Raw genomic sequence first — 24,028 nt, 5'->3', positions numbered from 1 at the left:
AAATCTTGTTCTTGAAGTGCCGGGCGCGCGCACAACGCGCTGCCTGGCCGAACGGAGGATCGTGAACGACATCTTCGCAACCCTGGAATCGGAAGTACGCAGCTACAGCCGCACCTGGCCGACGGTCTTCGACCGCGCCGTCGGCAGCTACCTCTACGACGAGGACGGCACCGGTTACCTGGACTTCTTCGCCGGTGCCGGCGCGCTCAACTACGGGCACAACAACCCGTTGCTGAAACGAAAACTGATCGAGTACATCGAGCGCGACGGCGTCACGCACGGCCTGGACCAGTCCACTGTGGCCAAACGCGCGTTCCTGGAGACCTTCCAGGACAACGTGCTCAAACCGCGCGGGCTGAACTACAAGGTCCAGTTCCCCGGCCCGACCGGCACCAACTCGGTGGAGTCGGCGCTGAAGCTGGCTCGCAAGATCACCGGCCGGGAATCGATCATCAGCTTCACCAACGCCTTCCACGGCATGACGCTGGGTTCGCTGTCGGTGACCGGCAACTCGATGAAGCGCGGCGGCGCAGGCATCCCGCTGGTGCACGCCACGCCGATGCCCTACGACGACTACTTCGACGGCCAGGTCCCGGACTTCCTGTACTTCGAGAAGATGCTGGAGGACAGCGGCAGCGGCCTCAACGAGCCCGCCGCGGTGATCGTCGAGACGCTGCAGGGCGAAGGCGGCATCAACTCGTCGCGCCCGGCGTGGCTGCGCGGGCTCTACGAGCTCTGCCAGAAGCACGGCATCCTGATGATCGTCGACGACGTGCAGATGGGCTGCGGCCGCACCGGTCCGTTCTTCAGCTTCGAAGAGGCCGGCATCCAGCCGGACATCGTCTGCCTGTCCAAGTCCATCGGCGGCTACGGGCTGCCGCTGGCGCTGACCCTCATCAAGCCGGAGCACGACGTCTGGGAGCCGGGCGAGCACAACGGCACGTTCCGCGGCAACAACCCGGCGTTCGTCACCGCCACCGAGGCCCTGAAGCAGTACTGGGCCGACGACTCGCTGGAGAAGTCCACCATCGCCAAGGGCGAGCGGGTCGGCGAGGTGCTCGAGGAGCTCGCCGCCAAGTACGGCGCGGTGGCCAAGGGCCGCGGGCTGGCGCGCGGGCTCGGCTTCGAGGACACCGACGTGGCGGGCAAGGTCTCCAAGGCCGCCTTCGACCGCAAGCTGCTGCTGGAGACCTCGGGCCCGAGCAGCGAGGTCATCAAGATCATGCCGCCGTTGACCGTTTCGGATGACGAACTGGAGCAGGGTCTTCAGATCATCCGCGACTCGGCCCAGTCTGTCCTGGCCTGATCCGGCACGCCGCGTCGTGGCGCGAACGGACCGTTCGCCTCGTCAAGAGGCGTGAACGGGCCGTTCGCCCCGCCGCGGCAGAACTGCAAGTTGATCCACTGGAGGAACTGTGATCGTCCGGCACCTGTCGGAAATCGAGGAAACCGACGCCGACATCAAGACGGAGAACTGGCGCAGCAAGCGCATCGTGCTGGCCAAGGAGAAGGTCGGCTTCTCGGTGCACGAGACCACCCTCTACGCCGGCACGGTGAACGACTTCTGGTACGCCAACCACATCGAGGCGGTCTTCATCACCGAAGGTGAGGGCGAGATCGAGGACAAGGCGACCGGCGAAGTCCACCAGCTCAAGCCGGGCTCGCTGTACCTGCTGAACAACCACGACAAGCACCAGGTCCGGCCGCGGACGACCATGCGCACGGTGTGCGTGTTCAACCCGCCGGTGACCGGGCGCGAGGTGCACGACGAGAACGGCGTGTACCCGCTGGTCGTGGAGGACGACGAGACGCCGGTCGCCGGCTGAACTCGCTGTTCGAGCTTGTGAACCGCACGTGGCGGGTAACCGGAAGTGGTTGCCCGCCACGTGCGTTGACGGGTCTTTCCACGTGATGACGTGGGGAGTTGCGGGCGCATACGTGCGCCGCTTCTAACCGAGGAACCGAGAAATGGCGGCGGTGCCACCTGCACCGACCGCTCCGGCGGGAATTCGCGAAGGAGGCGCAAACCATGACCGTCGCTGATCTGAGCACCCAGGATCGCTATCCGACCCGGGTGAGCGCCGAGCCGGCGTTGATCCGGCGAGAGGACCCCACCGTCTGGCCCGGCGTGACGGCCGGCCCGGCGACCGCGGAAGAGCTCGCGGCCCACCAGGCCAAGGGCTTCCACGTCGTCGAGGGCCTGCTGTCGCCTGCCGAAGTCCAGACCTACTGGCAGGAGCTGGAACGGCTCACCAGGGACCCGGCGGTGCGGGCCGATGAGCGGACCATCGTGGAGCGCAGCTCCGACGAGGTCCGCTCGATCTTCGAGGTGCACCGGATGAGCGAGCTGATCGCGGAGCTGGTGCGTGATCCGCGAGTGCTGGACCGGGCCAGGCAGATCCTCGGCTCGGACGTGTACGTGCACCAGAGCCGGATCAACTACATGCCCGGCTACCGGGGCACGGGCTTCTACTGGCACTCCGATTTCGAGACCTGGCACGCCGAGGACGGCATGCCGGCGATGCGCGCGGTGAGCATCTCGATCGCGCTGACCGACAACTACCCGTACAACGGCGGGCTGATGATCATGCCGGGCTCGCACCGGACGTTCGTGTCCTGCGTGGGCGAAACGCCGGACGACAACTACAAGTCGTCGCTGAAGCAGCAGCGCATCGGGGTGCCGACGGAGGACGACATCACGAAGCTGGCCTACGAGCACGGCATCGAGCAGTTCACGGGCCAAGCGGGGTCGGCGCTGTGGTTCGACTCGAACTGCATGCACGGCTCGGGGAACAACATCACGCCGTTCCCGCGCTCGAACATCTTCGTGGTGTTCAACAGCGTGGAGAACGAGCTGGTGGAGCCGTTCGCGGCGAGCAACCCCCGCCCGGACTTCGTCGCCTCCAGAAGAACGACCCCAATCCAACGCTGACCGGCTGAGGCAAGAGGGGCACCCGCGACACATCGGTCGCGGGCGCCCCTCTTCTTTTGACGCCGGGAAGCGCATTCGGTTGGCAAGCGGCGACGTGAATCACAAGCCACTGGCGACGCTGTGTGATCACCCGGTTCCGGAGGCGCATCATTACTCCATTTCGACTAACGCAATCTCATAGACGTCGAGGTCCAGCAGGTTTACCCAACAGTAAGTAATTGCGAGTGGAATATTCCGGCGAGAAATTGGTCCGACACACCCGGAGGTGGGGTGGCGTCGGTTACACGCCGTGGCCTATGGTGTCCGTTATCGAAAAAGCCGGTAGTAACCGGAATTTTCCAACCTGGGGATCAGAAGGGAGGCCCTGCGGTACCACCTGGCTTGAGTCCTGTCGCAGCGCTTCAACAGGACTCGTCCTGTTGTTGTCAGGCCTGACAGCAGTCGGGCCGCGTTCGGCGGTCGCCGAGCGTTGGGTTCAACAACGAAAGGAACATGCACAGGTGAACCGCAAGCAGGCCCGGAAGGCTCGTCAGACTCGTCGGCGGCGGGGTGCAGCAAAGTGCCCGGCCCGCCCGCGCGGGACGGCCCGGGCACTTCTGCTGCTGATTCTGCGGGTCTCGCTGTGGTGGATCGTCACCTGGTTCGACGACCACAGCTAATCCCTTCTGGGGGCGGGTTGAAGTGGCACCTTCGGCCCGCCCCGTCCCAGCCGATGCGCCGCAAACGGCACATCGTGCACGTGCAGCTACGGACGGTTGATCCGCAATCGCACTGCGCGGTTAGGTTAGCGGATCCCGGGCTTGCGCGGCACTGCGATCGGCAAAAACAGGACGTGCGTCCGGCTACAACTGCCCGAAATGGCCCACGGTGCTTTCAGCTCGCCATCAGGTCAGCGGACGGGGTGGGCTGCGAGGATCGCGCCGACCTGGTCGGCCACCTCCGGGTCGAGCATCGGGTAGCGGCCTCCCGCTACGAAGCGCTCCGAGAGCTCGAAGGTGACCACTTCGCCTTCCGCCAGCAACCGGCCCGCCGCCACCGGGTCCACCGCGACGTTGTCCGGGTGCGTGACCGTGATGTTGGCGAACACCGCCGCCAGGTACGGGCTCGCGAACTGGGTGAACGAGTCGCCGACCATCCGCACCGGCCGGTCGATCATGCCCGGCAGCGCCGGCGACTCCAGGTGCAGCGGCTGGTGGAAGTCGCTGGGCTTGAACTGCGTGTTGTCCTCCGGCCCGCCGTCGGGCGCCAGCGAGTACGCCTGGATCGGCACGGTCCGGTCCTGCCCGAGCAGGTCCGGGATGTCGGCGCTGTGCGGGTACTGCCGGGACGGCCGGACCAGCCAGCTGCTCGTCACGCCCGGCTGCAGGCGTTCCGCGAGCTGGTAGGTCATGGCGATGCCGCCCTCGTGGGTCCAGTGCGTATCGATGTCGTGGTAGATCGGCCGCTGGTTGCGCGCCGCGACCTCGCGCAACTGGGCGCGCAGGTCCACCGCGCCGGTCGCGGCGGGCACCCGGCGCCAGAACTCGTCGCGGACCTGCGTCGAGCAGTCCTTCCCCGCATAGCCGTCCGGCATGTTCTCCGGGTAGACGGTGGACTTGTCCGGGGCGATGACCAGCTGGAACTTCCGGCCCGACGCCTCCACCACGGCGCGCCAGCGGCGCAGCCCGGCGATCACCTCGTCCAGCGTCCGCTTCGGCACGCACCGGTACGCCACGTCGTGGCCGAGGTACAGCCAGCCGTTCTTGCCCTCGATGACGGTGGGGAACACGTTCTCGTTGATCGGCGGTTTCTCGTCCACCTGCCCGGCACCTATCGGCGACGTGTGCGAGCCGCCGGCCAGCCGCGCGGGCTCGCCGAACACGCCGCGGCTGAGCGCGTCGACCGACTGCACAGCGCCCTTGCGGAACGGCAGGTTTTCAGTGGCCCACGCGTTCAGCCCGGTGAAGAACCCCCAGCCTTCGGTGACGCTGGGGAAGGCCGCGAGCGGGCGGTTCTCCAGCTGCTCGGCGCGCGCGCCGAAGACCCAGGTCACCACCGGCGCGGTGAAGAACAGCACCGCGCACACCAGCGCGGCCAGCTGGCGCCTGCCGTGCCGGGGCCGGTGCAGCGGGTGTTCCCGCGGCAACCACGCCTCGTGGACCGGGGGAAGATCGGAATGCTCCTGCCGCGACACGGCACCACGTTAACCGGGCACGCACCGCAACCGGCCCAGAACTCGCGGATTCCGGCACCCCGATGCGCAGCGGTGGAATTTCCGGGCTCGCTCCGCCTGGAATCACTCAAGCTCAGCCTCGGCGCGGATCCCGGAGTGCGGCCAGGGCACCATTTCGCCCTGTGGCTCTACACCGACGGCGTCGACGAAGCGGTGGGCCGCCTCCGAGCCACAGGCGTCCCGATACCCCAGGACATGCCATGGCGCGAGCGCATCGCCACGGCCGCCGACCCGGACGACAACCAGATCCATCTCGGCGCAGCGATCACCTGACCGGCACCGCTTTCCGCCGGCCTGCCGAAAAACGACCGGCTCGCATTCGCGGTGCCATAGGGGAAGGCGGGTGTCCTCTTCGGGCAGTTTGTCCTCCGGATTCTTGGGCGGCACTCCGCACCCGGATAGCGTTTTCCACGAAAGCGGATCCGCGCAACATTCCTACTGTCTCGGAGGAATCATCGTGCTTCGCAAGATCACCATCGGGGTCGCGGCCGTCGCCGGACTCCTCGCCTTCAGCGCCCCGGCCATGGCCGCCGGTGAGACGTACTTTGCAGGTGTTTACCCGTCGTACGAAGCGGCTGTGGCGGCGTGCGACGCCGGGAAGGCCCAGGGTCGCTGGACCGACTGCTCGATCGAGGCCGGCATGGGCGACCCGATCCTCATGTGGGTCTGGACCGACTGAACGAACTGACTTCCAAGCGCCGTCCCACATCCGAAGAAGGCGGCGCACCAAGACGCACACCCCCGGGGTGCGGGTTCAACAGGCGCATTGAACCCGCACCCCGGGGGTGCTTCTTTTCAAGAACGGGCAGGGGCGAACCGGCTCGCGACGGTCTCGCAGGCGAAGCGCACCACGGCCCGCAGCTCCCGATCCGACGCACCGGCGCGGCTGAGCACCGCGAGGGATTGGTTGATCGCGACGACGTAGATGGCGAGGTCGTCGAGCGTCGCCGGATCGGCGCGCGGATCGTCGAGCGCGGCTCGGACGCGCGCCTGCTGGATGTCGAGCAAGCGGCGGACGTGCGCGGCGCTTTCGGGCGTCAGCGCGGACGACTGGGCGACCGACTGGGCAACGAGGCAGCCCTCCGGCACAGCGGGGTCGTTGATCCTGTCCAGGATGACGCCGAAGAACGCCTCGACGGCACGGGCCGGATCGCCCGGGTGCGCGGTGAGCGCGTCCTCGTAGCGGGAGCCGTACGTCGCGGAGTACCGGTCCAGCGCTCGGCGGAACAACTCGTCCTTGCCGCCGAACGCGCCGTAGAGCGATCCCCGGCCCAGCCCGGTGGCAGTGCCGAGCATGTCCAGCGATGCGTCGGCGTATCCCCGCTGCCAGAACACCGCCATGGCCTTGTCCAGGGCTTCGTCGACGTCGAACTGCTTGCGACCCGACATGCGCCTCCTCCCGCTTCGACGTGAGCCTACCTACTTCTTGGACCGAACGGTACAAGAATCATGGACTGATCGTTCCAAGATGGTTACGGTCGGAGCATGGGAGAAACAACCGAGCCCGCTGGCCGAGGCTCCGCGAGCGGCGCCCCCGGGCTGCCCGCCGGGTTCACCGACACGTTCCGCAGCCGCTGGGTGCAGGTCGGCGACCTGCGCCTGCACGCCGTGACCGGCGGCGACGGGCCGCCGTTGCTGCTGCTCGCCGGCTGGCCGCAGACCTGGTACGCATGGCGCGAGCTGATGCCGGCGCTGGCGCGGGACTTCACGGTCGTCGCACCCGATCCCCGGGGCGTGGGCCTGTCCGACAAGCCGGACGCCGGCTACGACACCGGCACCCTCGCCGCCGACATGGCCGGCCTGATGAGCGCACTGGGCCACGACCGCTTCGCGATGGTCGGCCACGACGTCGGCATGTGGACCGGATACGCGCTGGCCGCGGACCACCCGGAGCGCGTGGAACGCCTGGCCCTCGCCGAGGCCGTGATCCCCGGTTTAGCGCCCTCCCCACCGCTGTTCGCGCCGCAGGAGGCCGTCGATCGGCTGTGGCACTTCGGGTTCAACCGGCTCGGCTCGCTGAACGAGGAACTCGTCGCAGGCCGGGAACGGCTCTTCTTCGGGTACCAGTTCGCGACCAAAGCGGCCCGCCAACTGCCGGAGCACGCCGTCGACCTGTACATCGAGGCCCTGGCCACCGATCGCGAGGCCCTGCGCGCCAGCTTCGAGTTCTACCGCGCGATCGACACGACGATCGAGCAGAACGCCCGTCGCAAGGCGCGGAAGCTGACCATGCCCGTGCTGACCATCGCCGGCACTCGCTCCGTCGGCGACCTGGTCGGCGAAACCCTGGCCCCCGCGGCCGAAGACGTCGCGAGCGTCGTCCTGGCCGACTGCGGGCACTACCCGGCCGAAGAAGCCCCGCAGGAAATGCTCGCCGCCCTGACCGAATTCCTGACCCCGTACCGCGCCGCATTCTGATCATCAGAACCAGTGAGGCTTTTCCAACCTCGTTCTGCGTGGCGGTGCGGGTAGCGGAACCTCAGAGGCTCCCTGGACTGTGGGTGCCCCTCCTGATGTATGCCCAATACACGGCGGAGGGGCCGTCCTCGCCAAGGGAACCCCGGAGGGGTGGGCACCGTGAACCCGCGGCGGTGCAGGTGTCGTAGGTGGGCTATGCGCCTGCGGCGCATGCGACAGCCCATCGACGTGTGGCTTTGCGACCCGCGGCTGCGGGCCGACCAGGATGAAAAAGGCTCAGTAGTACTGAGAATGAAAGTCCGGGACCGGCGGAAATCACCCACCGGACGACCATCCGGCCGATCTCATTCGCCATCTTCATGTGCGCGGTGCGCTCAGCCGCCGCCAGTACCGCTGCCGCTGCCGCCGGTGTCGCTGTGGCCGCCAGTATCGGTGTCGGTGCCGGTGTCGCCGTGGCCGCCCGTGCCGGTACCGGTGCCGCCGGTGTCGCCGCCGGTGCCCGTGCTGCTGTCGCTGCCAGTACTGCTGTCGCTGCCCGTACCGATGCCGGTGTCGGTGTCGCCGCCGGTGCCGGTGCCGGTGCCCGTGCCGGTATCGCTATCAGTGCCGGTGCCGGTGCCGCTGTCGCTGCCCGTACCCGTGCCGGTATCGCTACCAGTGCCGGTATCACTGCCGCTACCGGTGCCGCTGTCGCTGCCGGTACCCGTGCCGGTGTCGCTACCAGTGCCGGTATCACTGCCGCTACCGGTGCCGCTGTCGCTGCCGGTACCCGTGCCGGTGTCGCCGCCGGCGCCGGTGCCGCTGTCGCTGCCAGTGCCGCTGCCGGTACCGCCGGTGCCGCTGTGGCCGCCGGTGTCGGTACCGCCGCCGGTGTCAGTGCCGGGGTTGCTGCCGTGCTGCCCAGGCTCGAACGGATTCGGGGGTGCGGGTGCTGCCGGGGGCACCGCCGGCTCACTGTTCGTGCCCCCACCGGGCTCGAAGGGGGCCGGCGGTGCCGGTTCCGGGACGTGAGGCGGAACGTACGGGTTCGGGGGCGGGGATTCGGGCCCACCGAACGGGTTCGGCGGCGCGGATTCAGGTCCGCCGAACGGGTTCGGCGGCACCGGTTCCGGAGCATGAGGTGGCATGAACGGGTTCGGCGGCGGCGGTTCCGGTGCTGCCGGCGTCGACGGGGCCTGCACTCCGGGAGGTTCGGGAGGGCGTGGCTCGGGAGCACCCCCGCTCGGCCAGAACGTGTAGATCAGGCCACCGACGGCGACCACTGTGCCCACCACGGCGACAACCTTCTTGAAACGACCTTTGACGACCTCGAACCCGACTTGCGTCGCCTTGACCAGACTCGTGCCTGCCAGCCACTTCACGATCCGGCTCACCACGCCCGGGCCTCCGGAAGGCTCCGCTCCACCCGGTCCCGGCGGAGACAGCTGATCACCCGGCTCACCGTCAGGTCCTACGGGCGACGGCGCGGACGGCCCGGCCTGACCTGGCTTCAGGGTCCAGTCCGGCTTTTTCTCACCGGTGCGGAACGTGGGCGTCTTGCCGGCACCCACCTCCACCGCCGGCTGCTCGCCGGCACTCGGCATCGGCTCCGCAGGCTCGGTGACCGGCAACTCCGGAACGTCATCACCGGTCGGCCGCCCCGGTTCGTAACCCTCGACCGGCCCCAGAGCGGAATCTTCAGGCGGCGTCACGCCGAACTCGTCCAGAGCGGTCTGGTCCGCCCAGTTGTCCCCTTGGTGGCCGTTCAGGAAATCCTCGCTCGCGCGGGATCCGTTGAGGCGAGCGGTCCGCGCCTCCTCGATGCGTTGCCTGGTCGCCTCGATCTCCCGCTGACCGTCCCGGAGTTCGTCGCTCAGCCCGCGTGCTTCCTCATCGAGGTACTCGACCTCCGACACCGGTTTTCCGAGGGCCTCGGCCTCCTGCACCTCCGGCCGATGCATCTTCTGGTGCATCGCCAGCGCCTTCTGGGCGACCTCCAGGCCCCTCTCCTGGTCTTCGATGTAGTTGTCGATCGCCTTCTGGACGACCTGCTGCTTCGTGGTGACCATTCGTCCCGCCTCCGGATCCTCCACGTGCTCGTCCGAAGAGAGGGCTGCGCCAGCGGCCGCCTTCCGGCCGGGACCCCATGTGGTGCAGCCGGTCCCCGACAGGCCGGGAATCTCCACTCCCCAGTCCACGCCACATCGATTCGTGGTCCGACAGAGCAGAAAGTCCCAACGAGCAAACGTCTGGTCGGGGCCCTGATGATGGTCAGAACTGGTAGTACAGGAACGGGCTGAAGGAGCCGGTGGCGACGAGCAGGCCCGCGTAGCCGAGGCCGAGGGCCAGGACGCCGATCCGGAGCGCGTAGGCCTGCGGGGTCCGGACCGCCTCCAGGAACGGGCCCGTGCCCGAGTTCGCCGGCAGGGCCACGACCACCAGCGCCAGCAGCAGGAACACCAGGCGCTGGTTCGTCACCGACGCCGCGACGATGTCCGTCAGGCCGGCGAAGTCCGGCAGCAGCATGTGGCCCAGCATCACGAACGCGCTGCCCAGGTCCGGCGACCGGAAGAACACCCAGCCGATCACCACCAGCAGCATCGTCAGCGCGCGGCGGCCGAGCCGGGCCCGGGTGGTGCTCGGCGCGTGCGACCAGCCGAAGGCGCGCTCCACCACCAGCAGCGCGCCGTGGAACAGCCCCCACACCAAGTACGTCCACGCCGCGCCGTGCCAGAAACCGGTCAGCACGAAGATGATCGCCAGGTTCCGGTAGGTGCGCGCCGTGCCTCCGCGGTTGCCGCCCAGCGGGATGTAGACGTAGTCCCGGAACCAGCGGGACAGGGACATGTGCCAGCGGCGCCAGAACTCCGTGACGGTCACCGACGAGTACGGCCGGGCGAAGTTCTCCGGCAGCCGGAACCCGAGCATCCGGCCCAGCCCGATCGCCATGTCCGAGTAGCCGGAGAAGTCGAAGTACAGCTGCATCGTGTACCCGATCGCGCCGAGCCAGGCGATCGCGAACGTCATGTCCTCGTTCGGGGTGGCGAAGCAGGCGTCCACCATCGGCGCCAGCGTGTCCGCGATGACGACCTTCTTCGTCAGTCCCCACGCGAACCGCGGGAAACCCGCCGCGATGTCGTCGAGCCGGTGCGTCCGCTGCTGCGGGAGCTGGTCGGCGATCTCCCGGTAGCGCACGATCGGACCGGCCACCAGCTGCGGGAACATCGCGATGTAGGTGATGAACGAGACCGGATCGCGCAGCGCCGGGCGCTCGCCCCGGTAGATGTCCACCACGTAGGAGATGTGGTGGAACGTGTAGAACGAGATCCCGATCGGCAACGCCAGGTGCAGCACTGGGAAGTCGCCGCCGAACCACTGGCCGAGCACCGCGAGCTGCGCGGTGGCGAACCCGGCGTACTTCCAGATCGCCAGGATCGCGAGGTTGAACGAGATCGTGCCGATCAGCAGCCACTTCCGCCGGTTCTGCTCGAAACCCCAGTCGTCGGGCTCCAGCCGCCGGCCGGCGAAGTAGTTCACCACGATGCAGGCGAGCAGCAGCAGCGTCGTCCCGCCCGCGCCGCTGACGTAGAACAGCAGGCTCGCCACGGCGATCACGACATTGCGTCCGCTGCGCGGTGCGATCAGCACGGCCGCGAGCACGGCCGGCAGGAAGTACCAGAGGAACAGCGGACTTGCGAACGACATCGGGGGCCTCGGGGTACGGGAGGCCCTCGCCTCCTCGCTGGTGCTGAATTGCTCCGTCGGACTCTAGCCGAGCCCGGACCGTGTCCGGCCCGGAACGCGATGAGTGCAAACCCGGGACGGCCGCCGCGACGATCGCCTAGCCTGGGCCCATGAACGCTCCGCCGCCCGGCTGGTACCCGGACCAGGCAGATCCGCGTTACGTGCGCTGGTGGGACGGCCGCCAGTGGACCCCGCACGTCCAGCCCGCCCAGCCCGCCCACGTCCAGCAGCAGCCGCAGTACGCGCAGCAGAACGACGCCTCAGCCATCGAGCTGGCGATGGGTGGCACCGGCGACGCCGCGTCCGTCCAGCAGCAGGTGCAGCAGCGCGCTGGTGTCGGCGGCACGATCGCCGGCGGCGGTGGCACGCTGTTCACCGAGCCGGTGCTGGTGATCAACCAGAAGGCGAAGCTGATCGAGGTGGCGAACGAGTACGCCGTCTACGACCAGCACGGCCGCCAACTCGGCTCGGTCATGCAGGTCGGCCAGAGCGGCGCGCAGAAGGCGCTGCGGATGTTCACCAAGCTCGACTCGCTGATGACCGTGACGCTGGAGATCCGCGACGCCACCGGTCGGCCGATGTTGGTGCTGACCCGCCCGGCGACCATGTGGAAGGGCACGGTGCACGTGCAGCGGCCGGACCAGTCGCCGGTCGGGGACATCAAGCTGGCGAACGTCTGGGGCAAGGCCAGGTTCGACTTCGAGGTCAACGGGCAGCGCATCGGCGGCATGCGCGCGGAGAACCTGCGCGCCTGGGACATCAAGGTCCTAGACCACGCCGACACCGAGATCGGGCAGATCACCAAGACCTGGCAAGGCCTGGCGAAGGCGGCGTTCACGACCGCGGACAACTACGTCCTGCAGATCCACAGACCGCTCCAGGACCCGCTGCTGAGCATGGTCGTCGCATCGGCCCTGACGGTCGACACCATCCTCAGCCAGAACCAGTCCTGACGTCCCCACCCGCAGTTTCAATGAGGTTTTCCAACCTCGTTCTGCGTGGCGGTGCGGTTAGCGGCCCCCCTGCGGGAGTCACAGCGCCCGCCTGGCTGTGGGTGCCCTGACTTATGCATGCCAATACACGGCGTCAGGGCCGTTCTCGCCAGGCGAACGCTGAGAACCCGCGGCGGTGCGAGTTGCGAAGGTGGGCCCGAAAGCGCCTGACGGCGCTTGGCGACATGGCGCACTCAGGCCCAGGTCAGACGCCGCGGCTGCGGGTCGACCAGGATGAAAACCCTCAATTGAAACTGATCCTCAAGTTTCAATTGAAACTGCACCCCTCCCGGCGTGTCGGGGTCACGACACGCCGGAGGGTGTGGACAACCTCGTACGGCTGTGGACAACTTCCGCAATTTCAATGGAAATCGGACCTTCGATTTCCATTGAAATTGCGGACCAACGGACCGTTCCCAGTCGGCCCGGCCCGAGGGTGGTGTCTCGGCCGGGGTCAGTTCCTGCGGCGGCGGGCGACCTCGGCGAGGACCACGCCCGCGGCGACCGAGGCGTTGAGCGACTCCACTCCTCCCGCCATCGGGATCGACACCGTCTGATCGCAGGTTTCCCGGACCAGCCGGGACAGTCCGCGCCCCTCCGAGCCCACGACGACCACCAGCGGTCCCGTCGCCAGCTCCAGCTCGTCCGAGGTGACGTCGGCATCGGCGTCCAGGCCGATGACCATCAGCCCGGCTTCCTTCAGGTCCTTCAGCGTGCGGGTGAGGTTGACCGCCTTGGCCACCGGCAGCTTCGCGGCCGTGCCCGCGCTGGTGCGCCAGGCGACGGCCGTGATCCCGGCGCTGCGCCGCTGCGGCACGATCACGCCGTGCGCGCCGAACGCCGCCGCGGAGCGGATCACCGCACCCAGGTTGCGCGGGTCGGTCACGCCGTCGAGCGCGACGATCAGCGGCGGCATGCCGGAATCATGCGCCGCCGCGAGCACGTCCTCCGGGTGCGCGTAGGAGAACTGCGGCACCTGGAGCGCGACCCCCTGGTGCATCGCGTTGTTCGTCATCCGGTCGAGCTCGATGCGCGGCACGTCCAGCACGGAGATCCCGCGCGACTTCGCCTCCCGCACCGCCTCGGTGACCCGGTCGTCGATGTCGATGCCCTGCGCCACGTACAGCCCGGTCGCCGGCACGCCGGCCCGGATGCACTCCACCACCGGGTTGCGCCCGGCCACCAGCTCCGGCTGGGTGTCCTGCTGCGCCTTGCGCTTCGCGCGCTGCTGCTCCGCCTTGCTGCGCGCGTCGGCGCGCCGCTTCGCGGGGTGGCTGACCCGGTCCTCCGCCTTCGGCGTCGGCCCCTTGCCGATCAGCCCCCGGCGGCGCTGCCCGCCGGATCCGACGACCATGCCCTTCTTGTTGCTCTTGCGCATGCCGCCGCGGCGTTTGTCGTTGCCGGCCACGTGTTACCCGTCTTTCAATGTCCACATCGGACCGTCGGGGGTGTCCTCGACGGCAATCCCGCTGTCCTGCAACCGATCGCGCAGCAGGTCGGCGGTGGCGAAGTCGCGCTCCTTGCGGGCCTGCTGGCGCTGGTCGAGCATCGCCTGGACCAGGTCGGCCAGCGCGGCGTGCGCGGCATCGTCCGAACCGGCTTCCTCGGCCCACTTCTCGGACAGCGGGTCCAACCCGAGCACGTCCATCATGGCCCGCACCGACGCCGCCGCGTCGCGAGCCGCCTCGTCGTCGCCGCGGTCCAGCGCCGCGTTGCCCTCCCGGACCGCGTTGTGCACCGCCGCGATCGCCTGCGGCGTCGACAGGTCGTCGTCCATCGCCTCGGTGAACTCCGCGGCCAGCTCGCCGGGCTCGACGTTGCCGGCGCGCTGCCCGACGCGGCGCACGAACGACTCGATGCGCCGGTACGCGGCGACCGCCTCGGCCAGCCCACCCTCGGAGAACTCGATCGTCGACCGGTAGTGCGGCGTGACCAGGTAGTAGCGCAGCTCGGCCGCGCGGGCGCGCTGGAGCACCGCCGGGATGGACAGCGTGTTGCCGAGCGACTTCGACATCTTCTCGCCGCTCATGGTCACCCAGGCGTTGTGCATCCAGTACTGCGCGAAGCCGTCCCCGGCCGCGTTCGACTGGGCCAGCTCGTTCTCGTGGTGCGGGAACACCAGGTCCAGGCCGCCGCCGTGGATGTCGAACTCGCTGCCGAGGTAGAAGGTGGCCATCGCGGAGCATTCCAGGTGCCAGCCCGGGCGGCCGTGGCCCCACGGCGTCGGCCAGCTCGGCTCGCCCGGCTTCGCGCCCTTCCACAGCGTGAAGTCGCGCGGGTCGCGCTTGCCGCTGGCCAGGGTCTCGCCCTGCTGCACCTCTTCGAGGCGCTGCCCGGACAGCTTGCCGTAGTGGTCGGCGTAGGAGGCCACCGCGAAGTACACGTCGCCGCCCGCCGCGTAGGCGTGGCCCTTGTCGATCAGCCGCTGGATCAGGTCGACCATCTGCGTGACGTGCCCGGTCGCGCGCGGCAGCACCGACGGCGGCTGGCAGCCGAGCTGGTCGTACGCCAGCTCGAAGGCGCGCTCGTGCGTCGCGGCCCACTCCCACCACGGGCGACCGGCTTCGCCGGCCTTGGTGAGGATCTTGTCGTCGATGTCGGTGACGTTGCGGACCAGGCGCACGTCGTAGCCGACCCGCTGCATCCAGCGGCGCAGCACGTCGAAGTTCAGCCCGCTGCGGACGTGGCCGACGTGCGGAATGCCCTGCACGGTGGCACCACAGACGTAGATCGACGCCACTCCGTCGCAGCGCGGGTGGAATTCGCGCGTCGTGCGGGTCGCGGTGTCATGCAGGTGCAGGCTCACGCCCCTGATGGTACGGGGACAGGTCGGCGCGCAATCACGACAGGGGCTGGCGCGTCAAGGGGTAGTGATCGTCAGCGCAGTACGTCGGCGACGGCGGTCAGCAATCCGTCCGGCCGCTCGGCGGTGGACACGGGGTCGACGATCGCCACCCGGCAGCCGACCGCCGCCGCGCCGCCGTCGGCCTCCTCGCTGTCGCCGACCATCAGCGCCTCCTCCGGCGCGACGCCGAGCCGCTCGCAGGCGCGCAGGAAGATCTTCGGGTCCGGCTTGATGACGCCTTCGAGGTACGACAGCAGGAACTCGTCGACGAAGCCGGTGACGCCGATCCGCTCGAACGCGGGCCGGATGTCGAAGGCGATGTTGCTGATCACGCCGATCTTGGTGCCCGCCTCGTGCAGCCGGCGCATCACCTCGACGGTGTCCGGGTACACCGTCCAGAAGTCGGGGTCGATCAACCGCTCGTAGAGGCCCGTGGCCTGGCCGTCCTGCACCCCGGAGCTGCGCAGCACCTCCACGTAGACCTTGCGGTGCAGGGCCGGATCGAGGTCGCGGTTCTCCCACGCGTCCTGGAATTCCGGGCCGAGCTGCACGATCTGTCCGACCGGCGCCGTCATCCGGCGCATCACCTCGGCCTGCGCCTGCAGGTCGAACGGGGCGCCGTCGGCGTCGGCGAGGTCGGTGAACCAGGACTCGTCTTCTTCGAGACGGAACAGCGTGCCGGAGAAATCGAAGAGCACCGCGCGCGAAGTCACGCCACCAACGGTAAGTGGACTGGACCGGGCCGGGCACCGACATGCGGCCAAGCTCACGACCCGGACCACCCCTCCGCCGCAGTCAGCAGCGCCGCGCCTGGTGGCTGCGCATCGGGACGACGATGCCCGCGATGCAGATGGCCGCACTCACCCACAACAGGATCACGGCCGCCGCCAGGCCGAGGCCGCTGCCCCCGGACCACAACACGAACGACACTGGCCACACCAACACCGGCTGCACTACGAGCAGCCGACGCACCCACCGGTTCCGCTCGATCACCATGCGTCGAGCATGGCGCGCACCGACCCCGGCATTCCAGACCGCGAGCCCTGAGTTTTCCCTGACTCCGCCAACCCGTTACGCCCAGCTATCCGCCCGTTACTCGACAGGCCAGGCGCAACCGCCGATCAGGTGCCGTGCGCACTGGCCAGCCGGAACCGTCAGGCCGCCGGGAAGACCAGGGCGGTGGCCACAGCGGCGATGCCTTCGCCGCGGCCGGTGAGGCCCAGGCCGTCCGAGGTCGTGCCGGACACCGACACCGGCGCGCCGATCGCCTCCGAGAGCACCTGCTGCGCTTCCTCGCGGCGCTTGCCGATGCGCGGCGCGTTGCCGATCACCTGCACGGTCGCGTTGCCGATCCGAAAGCCCGCCGCAGCGACCCGGTTCCGCACCTCGACCAGGAAGTCCGCGCCGTGGGCGCCGGCCCAGCGGTCGTCGTCGGTGCCGAACACCGCGCCGAGATCGCCGAGGCCCGCCGCCGACAGCAGCGCGTCGCACAGCGCGTGCGCCGCGACGTCGCCGTCGGAGTGCCCGGCGCAGCCGTCCACGCCCGGCCAGAGCAAGCCCGCCATCCAGCAGTCGCGCCCGGCTTCGACGGGGTGGACGTCGACGCCCTGGCCGACTCGGGGCAGCAGCTCGGTCACTCGGGTTCTCCAGCCACGGCCAGCACCGACTCGGCGATGGCCAGATCGAAGGCGGTGGTGATCTTCAGGGCGTGCGGGTGGCCGGCGACGGTGTGCACCTTGCCGCCGACCCGCTCCACGAGCCCGGCGTCGTCGGTGGCCACGTCACCGGCCGCGGCGTAGGCCGCCCGCAGCACGTCGATGGCGAAACCTTGGGGCGTCTGCACCGCCCGCAGCTGGGAGCGGTCCACGGTCGAGACGACGTCGCCCGCGTCGTCGACCTGCTTGATCGTGTCGGTCACCGGCAGCACCGGGATCACCGCGGGAGCGCCCTCCTCGACCGCGGACACGACATCCCGGATCATCGAAGCCGGGGTGAAAGCACGTGCGGCGTCGTGCACCAGCACGACCCGCGCATCCGGCGCGATCCGCTCGACCGCGTCGAGCGCGCGCCGCACGGAGTCGGTCCGCTCCGCTCCCCCGGCGACCACGTGCGCGGACGGCAACGCGGCCAGCTCCGCGGTCACGACCTCGACCTGATCGGCCGGGGCCGCGACCACGACGTGCTGCACGCGGCCCGAGGCCAACAGGCCGCGGACCGCGCGCAACAACAACGATTCACCGATCACCGGAACCAGCGCCTTCGGCATCCCGGCACCCAGGCGCACCCCGCGGCCAGCCGCGGGTACCAGCGCGACAACGCTCACGCTCGTCTATTCCCGATGATCACACTGCGGTGGCGAGGACTTCGTCCAGCAGGGTTTCCGCCTTGCCTTCGTCAGTACCTTCGGCCAATGCCAACTCGCTGACCAGGATCTGCCGCGCCTTCGCGAGCATTCGCTTCTCGCCTGCGGACAGGCCACGATCCTTCTCGCGTCGCCAGAGGTCGCGCACCACTTCGGCCACCTTGTTCACATCGCCGGAGGCGAGCTTCTCCAAGTTGGCCTTGTACCGTCGAGACCAGTTGGTGGGCTCTTCGGTGTGCGGGGCCCGCAGCACGTCGAAGACCCGATCGAGCCCCTCCTGGCCGACAACGTCCCGGACGCCGACGATCTCGGCGTTGTCCGCGGGAACGCGCACGGTCAGGTCGCCCTGCGCGACCTTGAGGACGAGGTACTGCTTTTCCTCGCCCTTGATCACACGAGTCTCGATTGCTTCGATGAGCGCGGCACCGTGATGCGGGTAGACGACGGTCTCTCCGACCTTGAAAACCATGTGTCCTCTGCCCCTTTCGCTATGCCCAGTTTAGCACGTCGGGCAACCGGACCTCGACCACCTCGCCATCCGTATTCGCAGGTCAGGCGGCGGACAGGGGTTGACAAGGATGCCCCGAACGTGCAAGGAGGCACCTTTCGGCCCACTGAAATCGTCCACTATGGATAGTCTGGCCGGAGTGCCATCCAGGCCTTCGGGGACCCGGAAATAGGTAGTTCGGCTAGCCCCTGGAACGGCCGCGCGGGGTGGGGATTAAGCTTCCAGCGGTTGTCCGGCAATCAGGAAGGACGCTGCATCCGTGAGCCGCCCTCAGCACCTCAAGGCCGTTCGCCTGCGGTTGATCCCGGCCGTCATCGGGCTCGGCGCCGTCGTCGCCCTCGCCGGGTGCAGTGCCGGTCAGGTGACCGAGACCGACACCCAGGTCGCCGCCGTCAACGGCGGCAGTGGTGACCTCAAGCAGATCTCGATCCGCGACGCCTCCTTCGCCTTCCCGACCACCGACGCGCGCTACCCGGCCGGTTCGTCCGCGCCGCTGCAGCTGGTGATCGCCAACGAGGGGCCGAACGACAAGCTGGTCCAGGTCACCAGCCCGTACGCCGCGTCGGCGACCCTCGGTGGGATCACCGACCTGCCGAGCCGGACCGCGCTGCACGCCACCGGCAAGTCCGCGCAGGTCCAGCAGGGCGAGACGGCCGCGGATCGCGTGGTGCAGATCACGCTGAACGGGTTCAAGCAGGACATCACGCCGGGCGTGACCGTCCCGGTGACCTTCGTCTTCGAGAAGGCCGGCTCGGTCACCGTGCAGGTGCCGGTGGGTGCCGACCACTCGCCGCGCCCCGAGCACGGCAGCCCGGCGTCGGGCGCCGAGCAGGGCGGCGGTCACTGACCGCAGGTTTCGCCGGAACGGGCCGTCCGCACGCGCGGGCGGCCCGTTCTCGCGTCTCGTGGTGCCGCAATTTCCATTGAAATCGAAGGTCCGATTTCCATTGAAATTGCGGCACCACGGATGGCGGGCCGGGCTGTGGGCCGCCTGATCCACTCGATCGCGGGGAATCCGGCACGACCTCGGGACCGGCGCGCGATGCCGGTGACCGGGCCTGTCGTCGCGGGCGGATAGCCTCGCCGCGTGCCCCCGAAGAACACCCGCACCGCCCGTCCCGGATACCGCTGCGCCGACTGCGGCCACGAGGTCGCCAAGTGGGTCGGCCGCTGCCCGAACTGCCAGGCGTGGGGCACCATCGACGAGACCGCCGCCGCCCGACCCGTGCTGACGAAGGTGGCGGCGGGCGCCCCGTCCACCCCAGCCCGGCCGATCGCCGAGGTCGACCTCGATTCCGCCCGCGCGGTGTCCACCGGCATCGCGGAGCTGGACCGGGTGCTGGGCGGCGGGATCGTGCCCGGCGCGGTCGTGCTGCTGGCCGGCGAGCCCGGAGTGGGAAAGTCCACACTTCTGCTGGAGGTCGCGCACCGCTGGGCCGCGGGCGCCTCGCCCGGCCCGTCGCTCTACGTCACGGGTGAGGAATCCGCAGGTCAGGTGCGGCTTCGTGCGGAGCGCACCGATTCGGTGCACCCGGAGCTGTACCTCGGCGCCGAGAGCAACCTGTCCGCCGTGCTCGGACATGTCGACGCGGTGCGGCCGGGCCTGCTGATCGTCGACTCGGTGCAGACCGTGCAGTCGCCCGAGGCCGACGGCAGCCCCGGCGGCGTCACGCAGGTCCGCGCGGTGACCACGGCGCTGGTGTCGCTGGCCAAGGAACGTGGGCTGCCGGTGGTGTTGGTGGGACACGTCACGAAGGACGGCGCGGTGGCCGGTCCGCGCGTGCTGGAGCACCTGGTCGACGTGGTGCTGCACTTCGAGGGCGACCGGCACTCGGCGCTGCGGATGCTGCGCGGCGTGAAGAACCGGTTCGGGCCCGCCGACGAGGTCGGCTGCTTCGAGCAGCGCGACGACGGCATCGCCGAGGTCCCGGACCCGTCCGGGCTGTTCATCAACCGCAACGAGACCCAGGTCGACGGCACCGCGGTGACCGTGATGGTCGAGGGCAAGCGCCCGCTGCTGGTGGAGGTCCAGTCGCTGGTGATGAAGACCCAGATGGCCATGCCGCGGCGGTCGGTCAGCGGCCTGGACTCGGCCCGGGTGTCGATGATGCTCGCGGTGCTGGGCAAGCACGGCAAGGTGCCCACCGGCGAGTACGACGTGTTCGCGGCGACGGTCGGCGGCACGAAGGTGCACGAACCCGCCGCGGACCTCGCGATCGCGCTGGCCATCGCCTCGTCGCAGAAGGGCAAGCCGCTGCCGCCGAACCTGATCGCGGTCGGCGAGGTGGGGCTCGCCGGGGAGATCCGGCGGGTCAGCAGCGTCGGGCGGCGGCTGGCCGAAGCGGCCAGACTCGGGTTCGACCGGGCGCTGGTGCCGCCGGATGCGGGCCCGCTGCCGAAGGGCGTGCGCGCCACGGTGGTGTCGAACGTCAGCGAGGCGCTCAAGATCGTGGGTGTCAAATGAGCCACGAGCAGCTGCGCGGCACGCTCGCCCGGCTGGCTCCCGGAACCGCGCTGCGGGACGGGCTGGAGCGCATCCTGCGCGGCCGCACCGGCGGCCTGATCGTGCTCGGCTACGACCCGGCGGTGGAGGCGCTCTGCGACGGCGGTTTCCACCTGGACATCGAGTTCAGCGCGACCCGGCTGCGCGAGCTGTCCAAGATGGACGGCGCGGTGGTGCTGTCCACGGACGCGACGCGGATCATGCGGGCGAACGTGCACCTGGTGCCCGACGCGAGCACGCCCACCGAGGAGTCCGGCACCCGGCACCGCACGGCGGAGCGCACCGCGATCCAGACCGGCTACCCGGTGGTGTCGGTGAGCCAGTCGATGAGCATCATCAGCGTCTACACGCAGGGCCACCGGCACGTGCTGATCGGCTCGCCGGAGATCCTCTCCCGCGCCAACCAGGCGCTGGCGACCCTGGAGCGCTACACCGCCCGGCTGGCCGAGGTCGCGCAGGCGCTGTCGGCGCTGGAGATCGAGGACTACGTGACGTTGCGCGACGCGATGACCGTCGTGCAGCGGATGGAGATGGTGCGGCGGATCGCCGACGAGATCGAGGGCGATGTCGTCGAGCTCGGCAAGGACGGCCGGCTGATCGAGCTGCAGCTGGACGAGCTGGTCGGTTCCTCGCGGGAGGCGCGCGGCGGCCGCGCCCGGGACGGCATCGACCTGGACCGCGAGCTGATCGTGCAGGAGTACCTGCCGACCAGCGGCGCGATGCCGACCTCGGAGCAGGTCGAGGCGGCGCTGCACGAGCTCGACGGCACGGAGCTGCTGGACCTGACGGCGATCGCCGGCGCCTTCGGCTACTCGGACAATCCGGAGGCGTTGGAGGAGCACCTGAGCCCGCGCGGCTACCGACTGCTCGCGAGGGTGCCGCGCCTGCCGATGGCGGTGCGGCGGCAGCTGGTGGAGCACTTCGGCTCGCTGCAGCGGCTGCTCGCGGCGACGGTGGCCGAGCTGCGCGAGGTGGATTCGATCGGCGAGGCGAGGGCGAGCGCGATCCGGGAGGGCCTCTCCCGCCTGGCGGAATCCTCCATAGTGGACCGCTTCGCCTGACGATCTCCGGCCCGCCACGAGGGCTCCCAATTTGCCTGAAATCAGGGGATTTCGAGGACCGGGTCAGTTGGCCGCGGTCAGGCGGAACGGGGTCGGGGAGCTGTTGAGCGCCGCCAGCCTGGCCACCACCTGGTAGTCGCCCGCCTGGGCCTTCGCCTGGCCGTCTTCGCAGTCCGATGTGGACGTCTGGCCCGACCACTGGATGTCGTTGCGCACCGACTGGCCCGGCTGCAGCAGCGGCTGCTCGTTCGTCGACTCCGAGTAGCAGTCGTTGCTCGACCACACGTGCTTCCCGCCCGGGGTCGACACCGTCAGGTCGCGCAGCAGGCGGTTGATGTCGCGCACGCAGGCACGGTCGCTCGCGTTGGTCACCACGACGCTCATGCCGACCCGCTCGCCCACCTTGAACTCCGGGCGGGCCACCTCGGCCACGACGCGCATCGACTCGTCCGCGCACGGCTGCGGCGGCGCGTCGGCCGCCACCGCGACCGGCGGCCCCGGCGGCGGCGCCGGGACGGCTTGCGGCCCCGAGGCCCCGCCCAACAGGGCGATCGCGCCCCAGCCGAGGAGCGCCACCACCAGCACGACCGCACCGATCGCCACCGCGCGGCGACGCCAGTACACCGTGGGCGGGAGCGGTCCGGTCGGATCAAGCACGGCAACGACAGTAACCCGGCGACTACTCCGAAGAGCGTTACCAACGATCACCCAATCGGGCGTATCACGGCCGATCAGGCCCCGGCGACCGGGAACGTGCGCCCGCCGAACGCGCTCCCGGCCGCCGCGTGGAGCGGCGCGATTCCTCGCGAAATCGACGTTCATCCGGGCGACCGGTCGATTTCTCGGGCAATTGCGCATCACGCCGGGACACGAGGTCATATTCGCAGGTGGGTAAGGCTGTTCTGGATCTATTTAGGTGGAGGTTCGCGCGACGGCCGGGATTCCTTTCGGGCGTGTTCTCCTGCGCACCGGGGGCCTGGCAGGATCGGTGGTGCCATGAAGACCACCGCCGCGCATCCCGCCCCGCCCCTGGATCCGGTCGAGCTCATCGACTGGTTCGCCGCCACCGCCCGGCCGCTGCCGTGGCGCGCGCCCGGCACCACGGGCTGGGGCGTGCTGGTCAGCGAGACGATGCTGCAGCAGACCCCGGTCAACCGGGTCCAGCCGATCTGGGAGGAGTGGATGCGCCGCTGGCCGCGCCCCTCCGACCTGGCCGCCGAGCCGCAGGGCGAGGTGGTGCGCGCCTGGGGGAAGCTCGGCTACCCGCGCCGGGCCCTGCGGCTGCACGAGGCCGCCGCGACGATCGCCGCCGAGCACGGCGACGTCGTGCCGTCCGATGTCGACACGCTGCTGGCCCTGCCGGGCATCGGCGCCTACACGGCCCGAGCGGTGGCGGCCTTCGCCTACGGCAAGCGGGCTCCGGTGGTCGACACGAACGTCCGCCGGGTGGTGGCGCGCGCCGTGCACGGCGCGGGCGACGCCGGTCCGCCGTCGACCAAGCGCGACCTCAACGACGTCGACGCCCTGCTCCCGGCCGACGACGCGAGCGCCGCGAAGCTCTCGGCGGCGCTGATGGAGCTCGGCCAGATGGTGTGCACTGTGCGGTCGCCGCTGTGCGAGTCCTGCCCGATCGCGCACGACTGCGCCTGGCAGCACGCCGGCCGCCCGGCCTACGCCGGACCGCCGAAGAAGGTGCAGAAGTTCGCCGGCACCGATCGCCAGGTGCGCGGCAAGCTGCTGGACGTCCTGCGCGGCTCGACCGGCCCGGTGCTGCGCGAGCAGCTGGACGCGGTCTGGTCGGACGCCGGGCAGCGCGACCGCTGCCTGGATTCCCTGCTGGTGGACGGGCTGATCGAGCAGACCGACGACGGCCGCTTCGCACTGCCCGGCGAGCACTGATGGCGCAGGCGGTGGTGGCGTTCTTCGACGACGCCGCGGATTCCGCGGTCCGGGCGCTGTGGCGGCGCTTGGACGCGGCCGGGGTGCCGAGCGTCGCCGCGCGCAAGCACCGCCCGCACGTCATCTTCGCCGCGGCCCGCGCCATGCCGACCGCGGCGCGCAAGGCGCTGCGCTCCGAGCTGGAGCTGCTGTCCATTCCGGACCTCTGGCTGCACACCCTGGGAACGTTCCCCGGCGAGGAGCGGGTGCTGCTGCTGGGCGCGGTCGTGGACACCGAGCTGCTGGCAGTGCACTCGGCGGTGCACGACGCGCTGGCCGGACGGGTGCAGCACCCCTCCGCCTACTACTTCCCTGGCGCGTGGATCCCGCACTGCACGCTCGCCCAGGGCATCACCGACGACCAGCTGGCGGCGGGTTTCCGGACGCTGCAACCGCCGGAGCCGGTGCGCGCCGGGATCGGCGAGATCGCCATCGTCGACACCAAGACCGGCGAGGCCGAGACCGTCACCACCCGCTGACCCTCCGATCGTGAGCGGCATCGTCACCCGCGGCAGTTTCAATTGAAACTGCCGT

Annotated in this window: 24 protein-coding genes; 12 read left to right on the top strand and 12 right to left on the bottom strand. The window is 69.7% G+C overall.

Annotated elements, in window-relative coordinates; translation table 11 throughout:
• Positions 1-61 precede the first annotated feature (61 nt).
• The 3 genes from ectB (at position 62) to thpD (ending at position 2,932) form a co-directional block, all read left to right on the top strand.
• A complete protein-coding gene (ectB, locus tag AC07FN_RS21260) occupies positions 62-1,306 on the top strand; it encodes a diaminobutyrate--2-oxoglutarate transaminase (protein ID WP_478397154.1) in 1,245 nt (414 codons plus the stop codon).
• A gap of 109 nt (positions 1,307-1,415) precedes the next feature.
• On the top strand, positions 1,416-1,826 hold the full coding sequence (locus AC07FN_RS21255) for an ectoine synthase (protein WP_358567078.1): 411 nt from the start codon (positions 1,416-1,418) through the stop codon (positions 1,824-1,826).
• Between the two features lie 203 nt (positions 1,827-2,029).
• On the top strand, positions 2,030-2,932 hold the full coding sequence (gene thpD, locus AC07FN_RS21250; protein ID WP_478397153.1) for an ectoine hydroxylase: 903 nt from the start codon (positions 2,030-2,032) through the stop codon (positions 2,930-2,932).
• Positions 2,933-3,821: 889 nt separating this feature from the next.
• On the opposite strand, the gene AC07FN_RS21245 is transcribed toward thpD, so the two are convergent.
• Complete coding sequence (locus AC07FN_RS21245) at positions 3,822-5,105, bottom strand: alginate O-acetyltransferase AlgX-related protein (protein ID WP_478397152.1); 1,284 nt, start codon at positions 5,103-5,105, stop codon at positions 3,822-3,824.
• A 72-nt stretch (positions 5,106-5,177) separates the two neighbouring features.
• Between AC07FN_RS21245 and AC07FN_RS21240 the strand changes: the two genes are divergently transcribed.
• Together AC07FN_RS21240 and AC07FN_RS21235 are read left to right on the top strand one after the other, a co-directional pair.
• Complete coding sequence (locus AC07FN_RS21240; protein ID WP_478397151.1) at positions 5,178-5,417, top strand: VOC family protein; 240 nt, start codon at positions 5,178-5,180, stop codon at positions 5,415-5,417.
• 184 nt (positions 5,418-5,601) lie between these two features.
• Positions 5,602-5,823 (top strand): hypothetical protein, encoded by a 222-nt coding sequence (locus AC07FN_RS21235; RefSeq protein ID WP_478397150.1) that lies wholly within the window; start codon positions 5,602-5,604, stop codon positions 5,821-5,823.
• A gap of 116 nt (positions 5,824-5,939) precedes the next feature.
• Here the strand turns inward: AC07FN_RS21235 and AC07FN_RS21230 are convergent, their stop codons facing one another.
• Positions 5,940-6,533 (bottom strand): TetR/AcrR family transcriptional regulator, encoded by a 594-nt coding sequence (locus AC07FN_RS21230; RefSeq protein WP_478397149.1) that lies wholly within the window; start codon positions 6,531-6,533, stop codon positions 5,940-5,942.
• Between the two features lie 96 nt (positions 6,534-6,629).
• Here AC07FN_RS21230 and AC07FN_RS21225 point away from each other — a divergent pair, with 96 nt between their 5' ends.
• Positions 6,630-7,562 (top strand): alpha/beta fold hydrolase, encoded by a 933-nt coding sequence (locus AC07FN_RS21225; RefSeq protein WP_478397148.1) that lies wholly within the window; start codon positions 6,630-6,632, stop codon positions 7,560-7,562.
• Positions 7,563-7,936: 374 nt separating this feature from the next.
• On the opposite strand, the gene AC07FN_RS21220 is transcribed toward AC07FN_RS21225, so the two are convergent.
• A complete protein-coding gene (locus AC07FN_RS21220; protein WP_478397147.1) occupies positions 7,937-9,610 on the bottom strand; it encodes a hypothetical protein in 1,674 nt (557 codons plus the stop codon).
• A 202-nt stretch (positions 9,611-9,812) separates the two neighbouring features.
• A complete protein-coding gene (locus AC07FN_RS21215) occupies positions 9,813-11,246 on the bottom strand; it encodes an MBOAT family O-acyltransferase (RefSeq protein ID WP_478397146.1) in 1,434 nt (477 codons plus the stop codon).
• 149 nt (positions 11,247-11,395) lie between these two features.
• On the opposite strand from AC07FN_RS21215, the gene AC07FN_RS21210 reads away from it, so the two are divergent.
• The gene (locus tag AC07FN_RS21210; protein WP_478397145.1) at positions 11,396-12,238 is read left to right on the top strand and encodes a phospholipid scramblase-related protein; all 843 of its coding nucleotides are present in this window, start codon (positions 11,396-11,398) and stop codon (positions 12,236-12,238) included.
• Between the two features lie 493 nt (positions 12,239-12,731).
• On the opposite strand, the gene rlmB is transcribed toward AC07FN_RS21210, so the two are convergent.
• The 7 genes from rlmB to AC07FN_RS21175 all read right to left on the bottom strand — a co-directional run bounded on the left by rlmB (position 12,732) and on the right by AC07FN_RS21175 (position 17,953).
• Positions 12,732-13,685, bottom strand: a complete 954-nt coding sequence (rlmB, locus tag AC07FN_RS21205; RefSeq protein ID WP_478397144.1) for a 23S rRNA (guanosine(2251)-2'-O)-methyltransferase RlmB — start codon at positions 13,683-13,685, stop codon at positions 12,732-12,734.
• A gap of 3 nt (positions 13,686-13,688) precedes the next feature.
• Positions 13,689-15,083, bottom strand: a complete 1,395-nt coding sequence (cysS, locus tag AC07FN_RS21200; RefSeq protein ID WP_478397143.1) for a cysteine--tRNA ligase — start codon at positions 15,081-15,083, stop codon at positions 13,689-13,691.
• A gap of 71 nt (positions 15,084-15,154) precedes the next feature.
• On the bottom strand, positions 15,155-15,835 hold the full coding sequence (locus tag AC07FN_RS21195) for an HAD family hydrolase (RefSeq protein WP_478397142.1): 681 nt from the start codon (positions 15,833-15,835) through the stop codon (positions 15,155-15,157).
• An 82-nt stretch (positions 15,836-15,917) separates the two neighbouring features.
• Complete coding sequence (locus tag AC07FN_RS21190; protein ID WP_397527538.1) at positions 15,918-16,118, bottom strand: hypothetical protein; 201 nt, start codon at positions 16,116-16,118, stop codon at positions 15,918-15,920.
• Between the two features lie 158 nt (positions 16,119-16,276).
• Entirely contained in the window at positions 16,277-16,759 is a 483-nt protein-coding gene (gene ispF, locus AC07FN_RS21185) for a 2-C-methyl-D-erythritol 2,4-cyclodiphosphate synthase (RefSeq protein WP_478397141.1), read from the bottom strand.
• Positions 16,756-17,445 carry a 2-C-methyl-D-erythritol 4-phosphate cytidylyltransferase gene (ispD, locus tag AC07FN_RS21180; protein WP_452616859.1) on the bottom strand — a complete coding sequence of 230 codons (690 nt, stop codon included), beginning with the start codon at positions 17,443-17,445 and terminating at the stop codon, positions 16,756-16,758. The genes ispF and ispD overlap by 4 nt, the downstream gene beginning before the upstream one ends.
• Before the next feature lie 19 nt (positions 17,446-17,464).
• Positions 17,465-17,953 carry a CarD family transcriptional regulator gene (locus AC07FN_RS21175; protein ID WP_009947449.1) on the bottom strand — a complete coding sequence of 163 codons (489 nt, stop codon included), beginning with the start codon at positions 17,951-17,953 and terminating at the stop codon, positions 17,465-17,467.
• A gap of 298 nt (positions 17,954-18,251) precedes the next feature.
• Between AC07FN_RS21175 and AC07FN_RS21170 the strand changes: the two genes are divergently transcribed.
• The 3 genes from AC07FN_RS21170 to disA all read left to right on the top strand — a co-directional run bounded on the left by AC07FN_RS21170 (position 18,252) and on the right by disA (position 21,556).
• The gene (locus AC07FN_RS21170; RefSeq protein ID WP_478397140.1) at positions 18,252-18,839 is read left to right on the top strand and encodes a copper chaperone PCu(A)C domain-containing protein; all 588 of its coding nucleotides are present in this window, start codon (positions 18,252-18,254) and stop codon (positions 18,837-18,839) included.
• Between the two features lie 240 nt (positions 18,840-19,079).
• Positions 19,080-20,456, top strand: a complete 1,377-nt coding sequence (gene radA / locus AC07FN_RS21165) for a DNA repair protein RadA (RefSeq protein WP_478397139.1) — start codon at positions 19,080-19,082, stop codon at positions 20,454-20,456.
• Positions 20,453-21,556: a DNA integrity scanning diadenylate cyclase DisA gene (disA, locus tag AC07FN_RS21160; RefSeq protein ID WP_478397138.1), complete on the top strand. Its 1,104-nt coding sequence runs from the start codon at positions 20,453-20,455 to the stop codon at positions 21,554-21,556. Before radA ends, disA begins: the two co-directional genes overlap by 4 nt.
• A 63-nt stretch (positions 21,557-21,619) precedes the next feature.
• Here disA and AC07FN_RS21155 read toward each other — a convergent pair whose 3' ends face one another.
• A complete protein-coding gene (locus AC07FN_RS21155; protein ID WP_478397137.1) occupies positions 21,620-22,213 on the bottom strand; it encodes a hypothetical protein in 594 nt (197 codons plus the stop codon).
• A 339-nt stretch (positions 22,214-22,552) separates the two neighbouring features.
• Here AC07FN_RS21155 and AC07FN_RS21150 point away from each other — a divergent pair, with 339 nt between their 5' ends.
• The gene (locus AC07FN_RS21150) at positions 22,553-23,455 is read left to right on the top strand and encodes an HhH-GPD family protein (RefSeq protein ID WP_478397136.1); all 903 of its coding nucleotides are present in this window, start codon (positions 22,553-22,555) and stop codon (positions 23,453-23,455) included.
• The gene (locus AC07FN_RS21145) at positions 23,455-23,973 is read left to right on the top strand and encodes a 2'-5' RNA ligase family protein (protein ID WP_478388904.1); all 519 of its coding nucleotides are present in this window, start codon (positions 23,455-23,457) and stop codon (positions 23,971-23,973) included. The genes AC07FN_RS21150 and AC07FN_RS21145 overlap by 1 nt, the downstream gene beginning before the upstream one ends.
• Positions 23,974-24,028 lie beyond the last annotated feature (55 nt).

Source organism: Saccharopolyspora sp. NPDC045941 (assembly GCF_056431445.1).
Note: the sequence above shows the minus strand (reverse complement) of the source record. Positions and strands in the feature narration are given on the sequence as shown.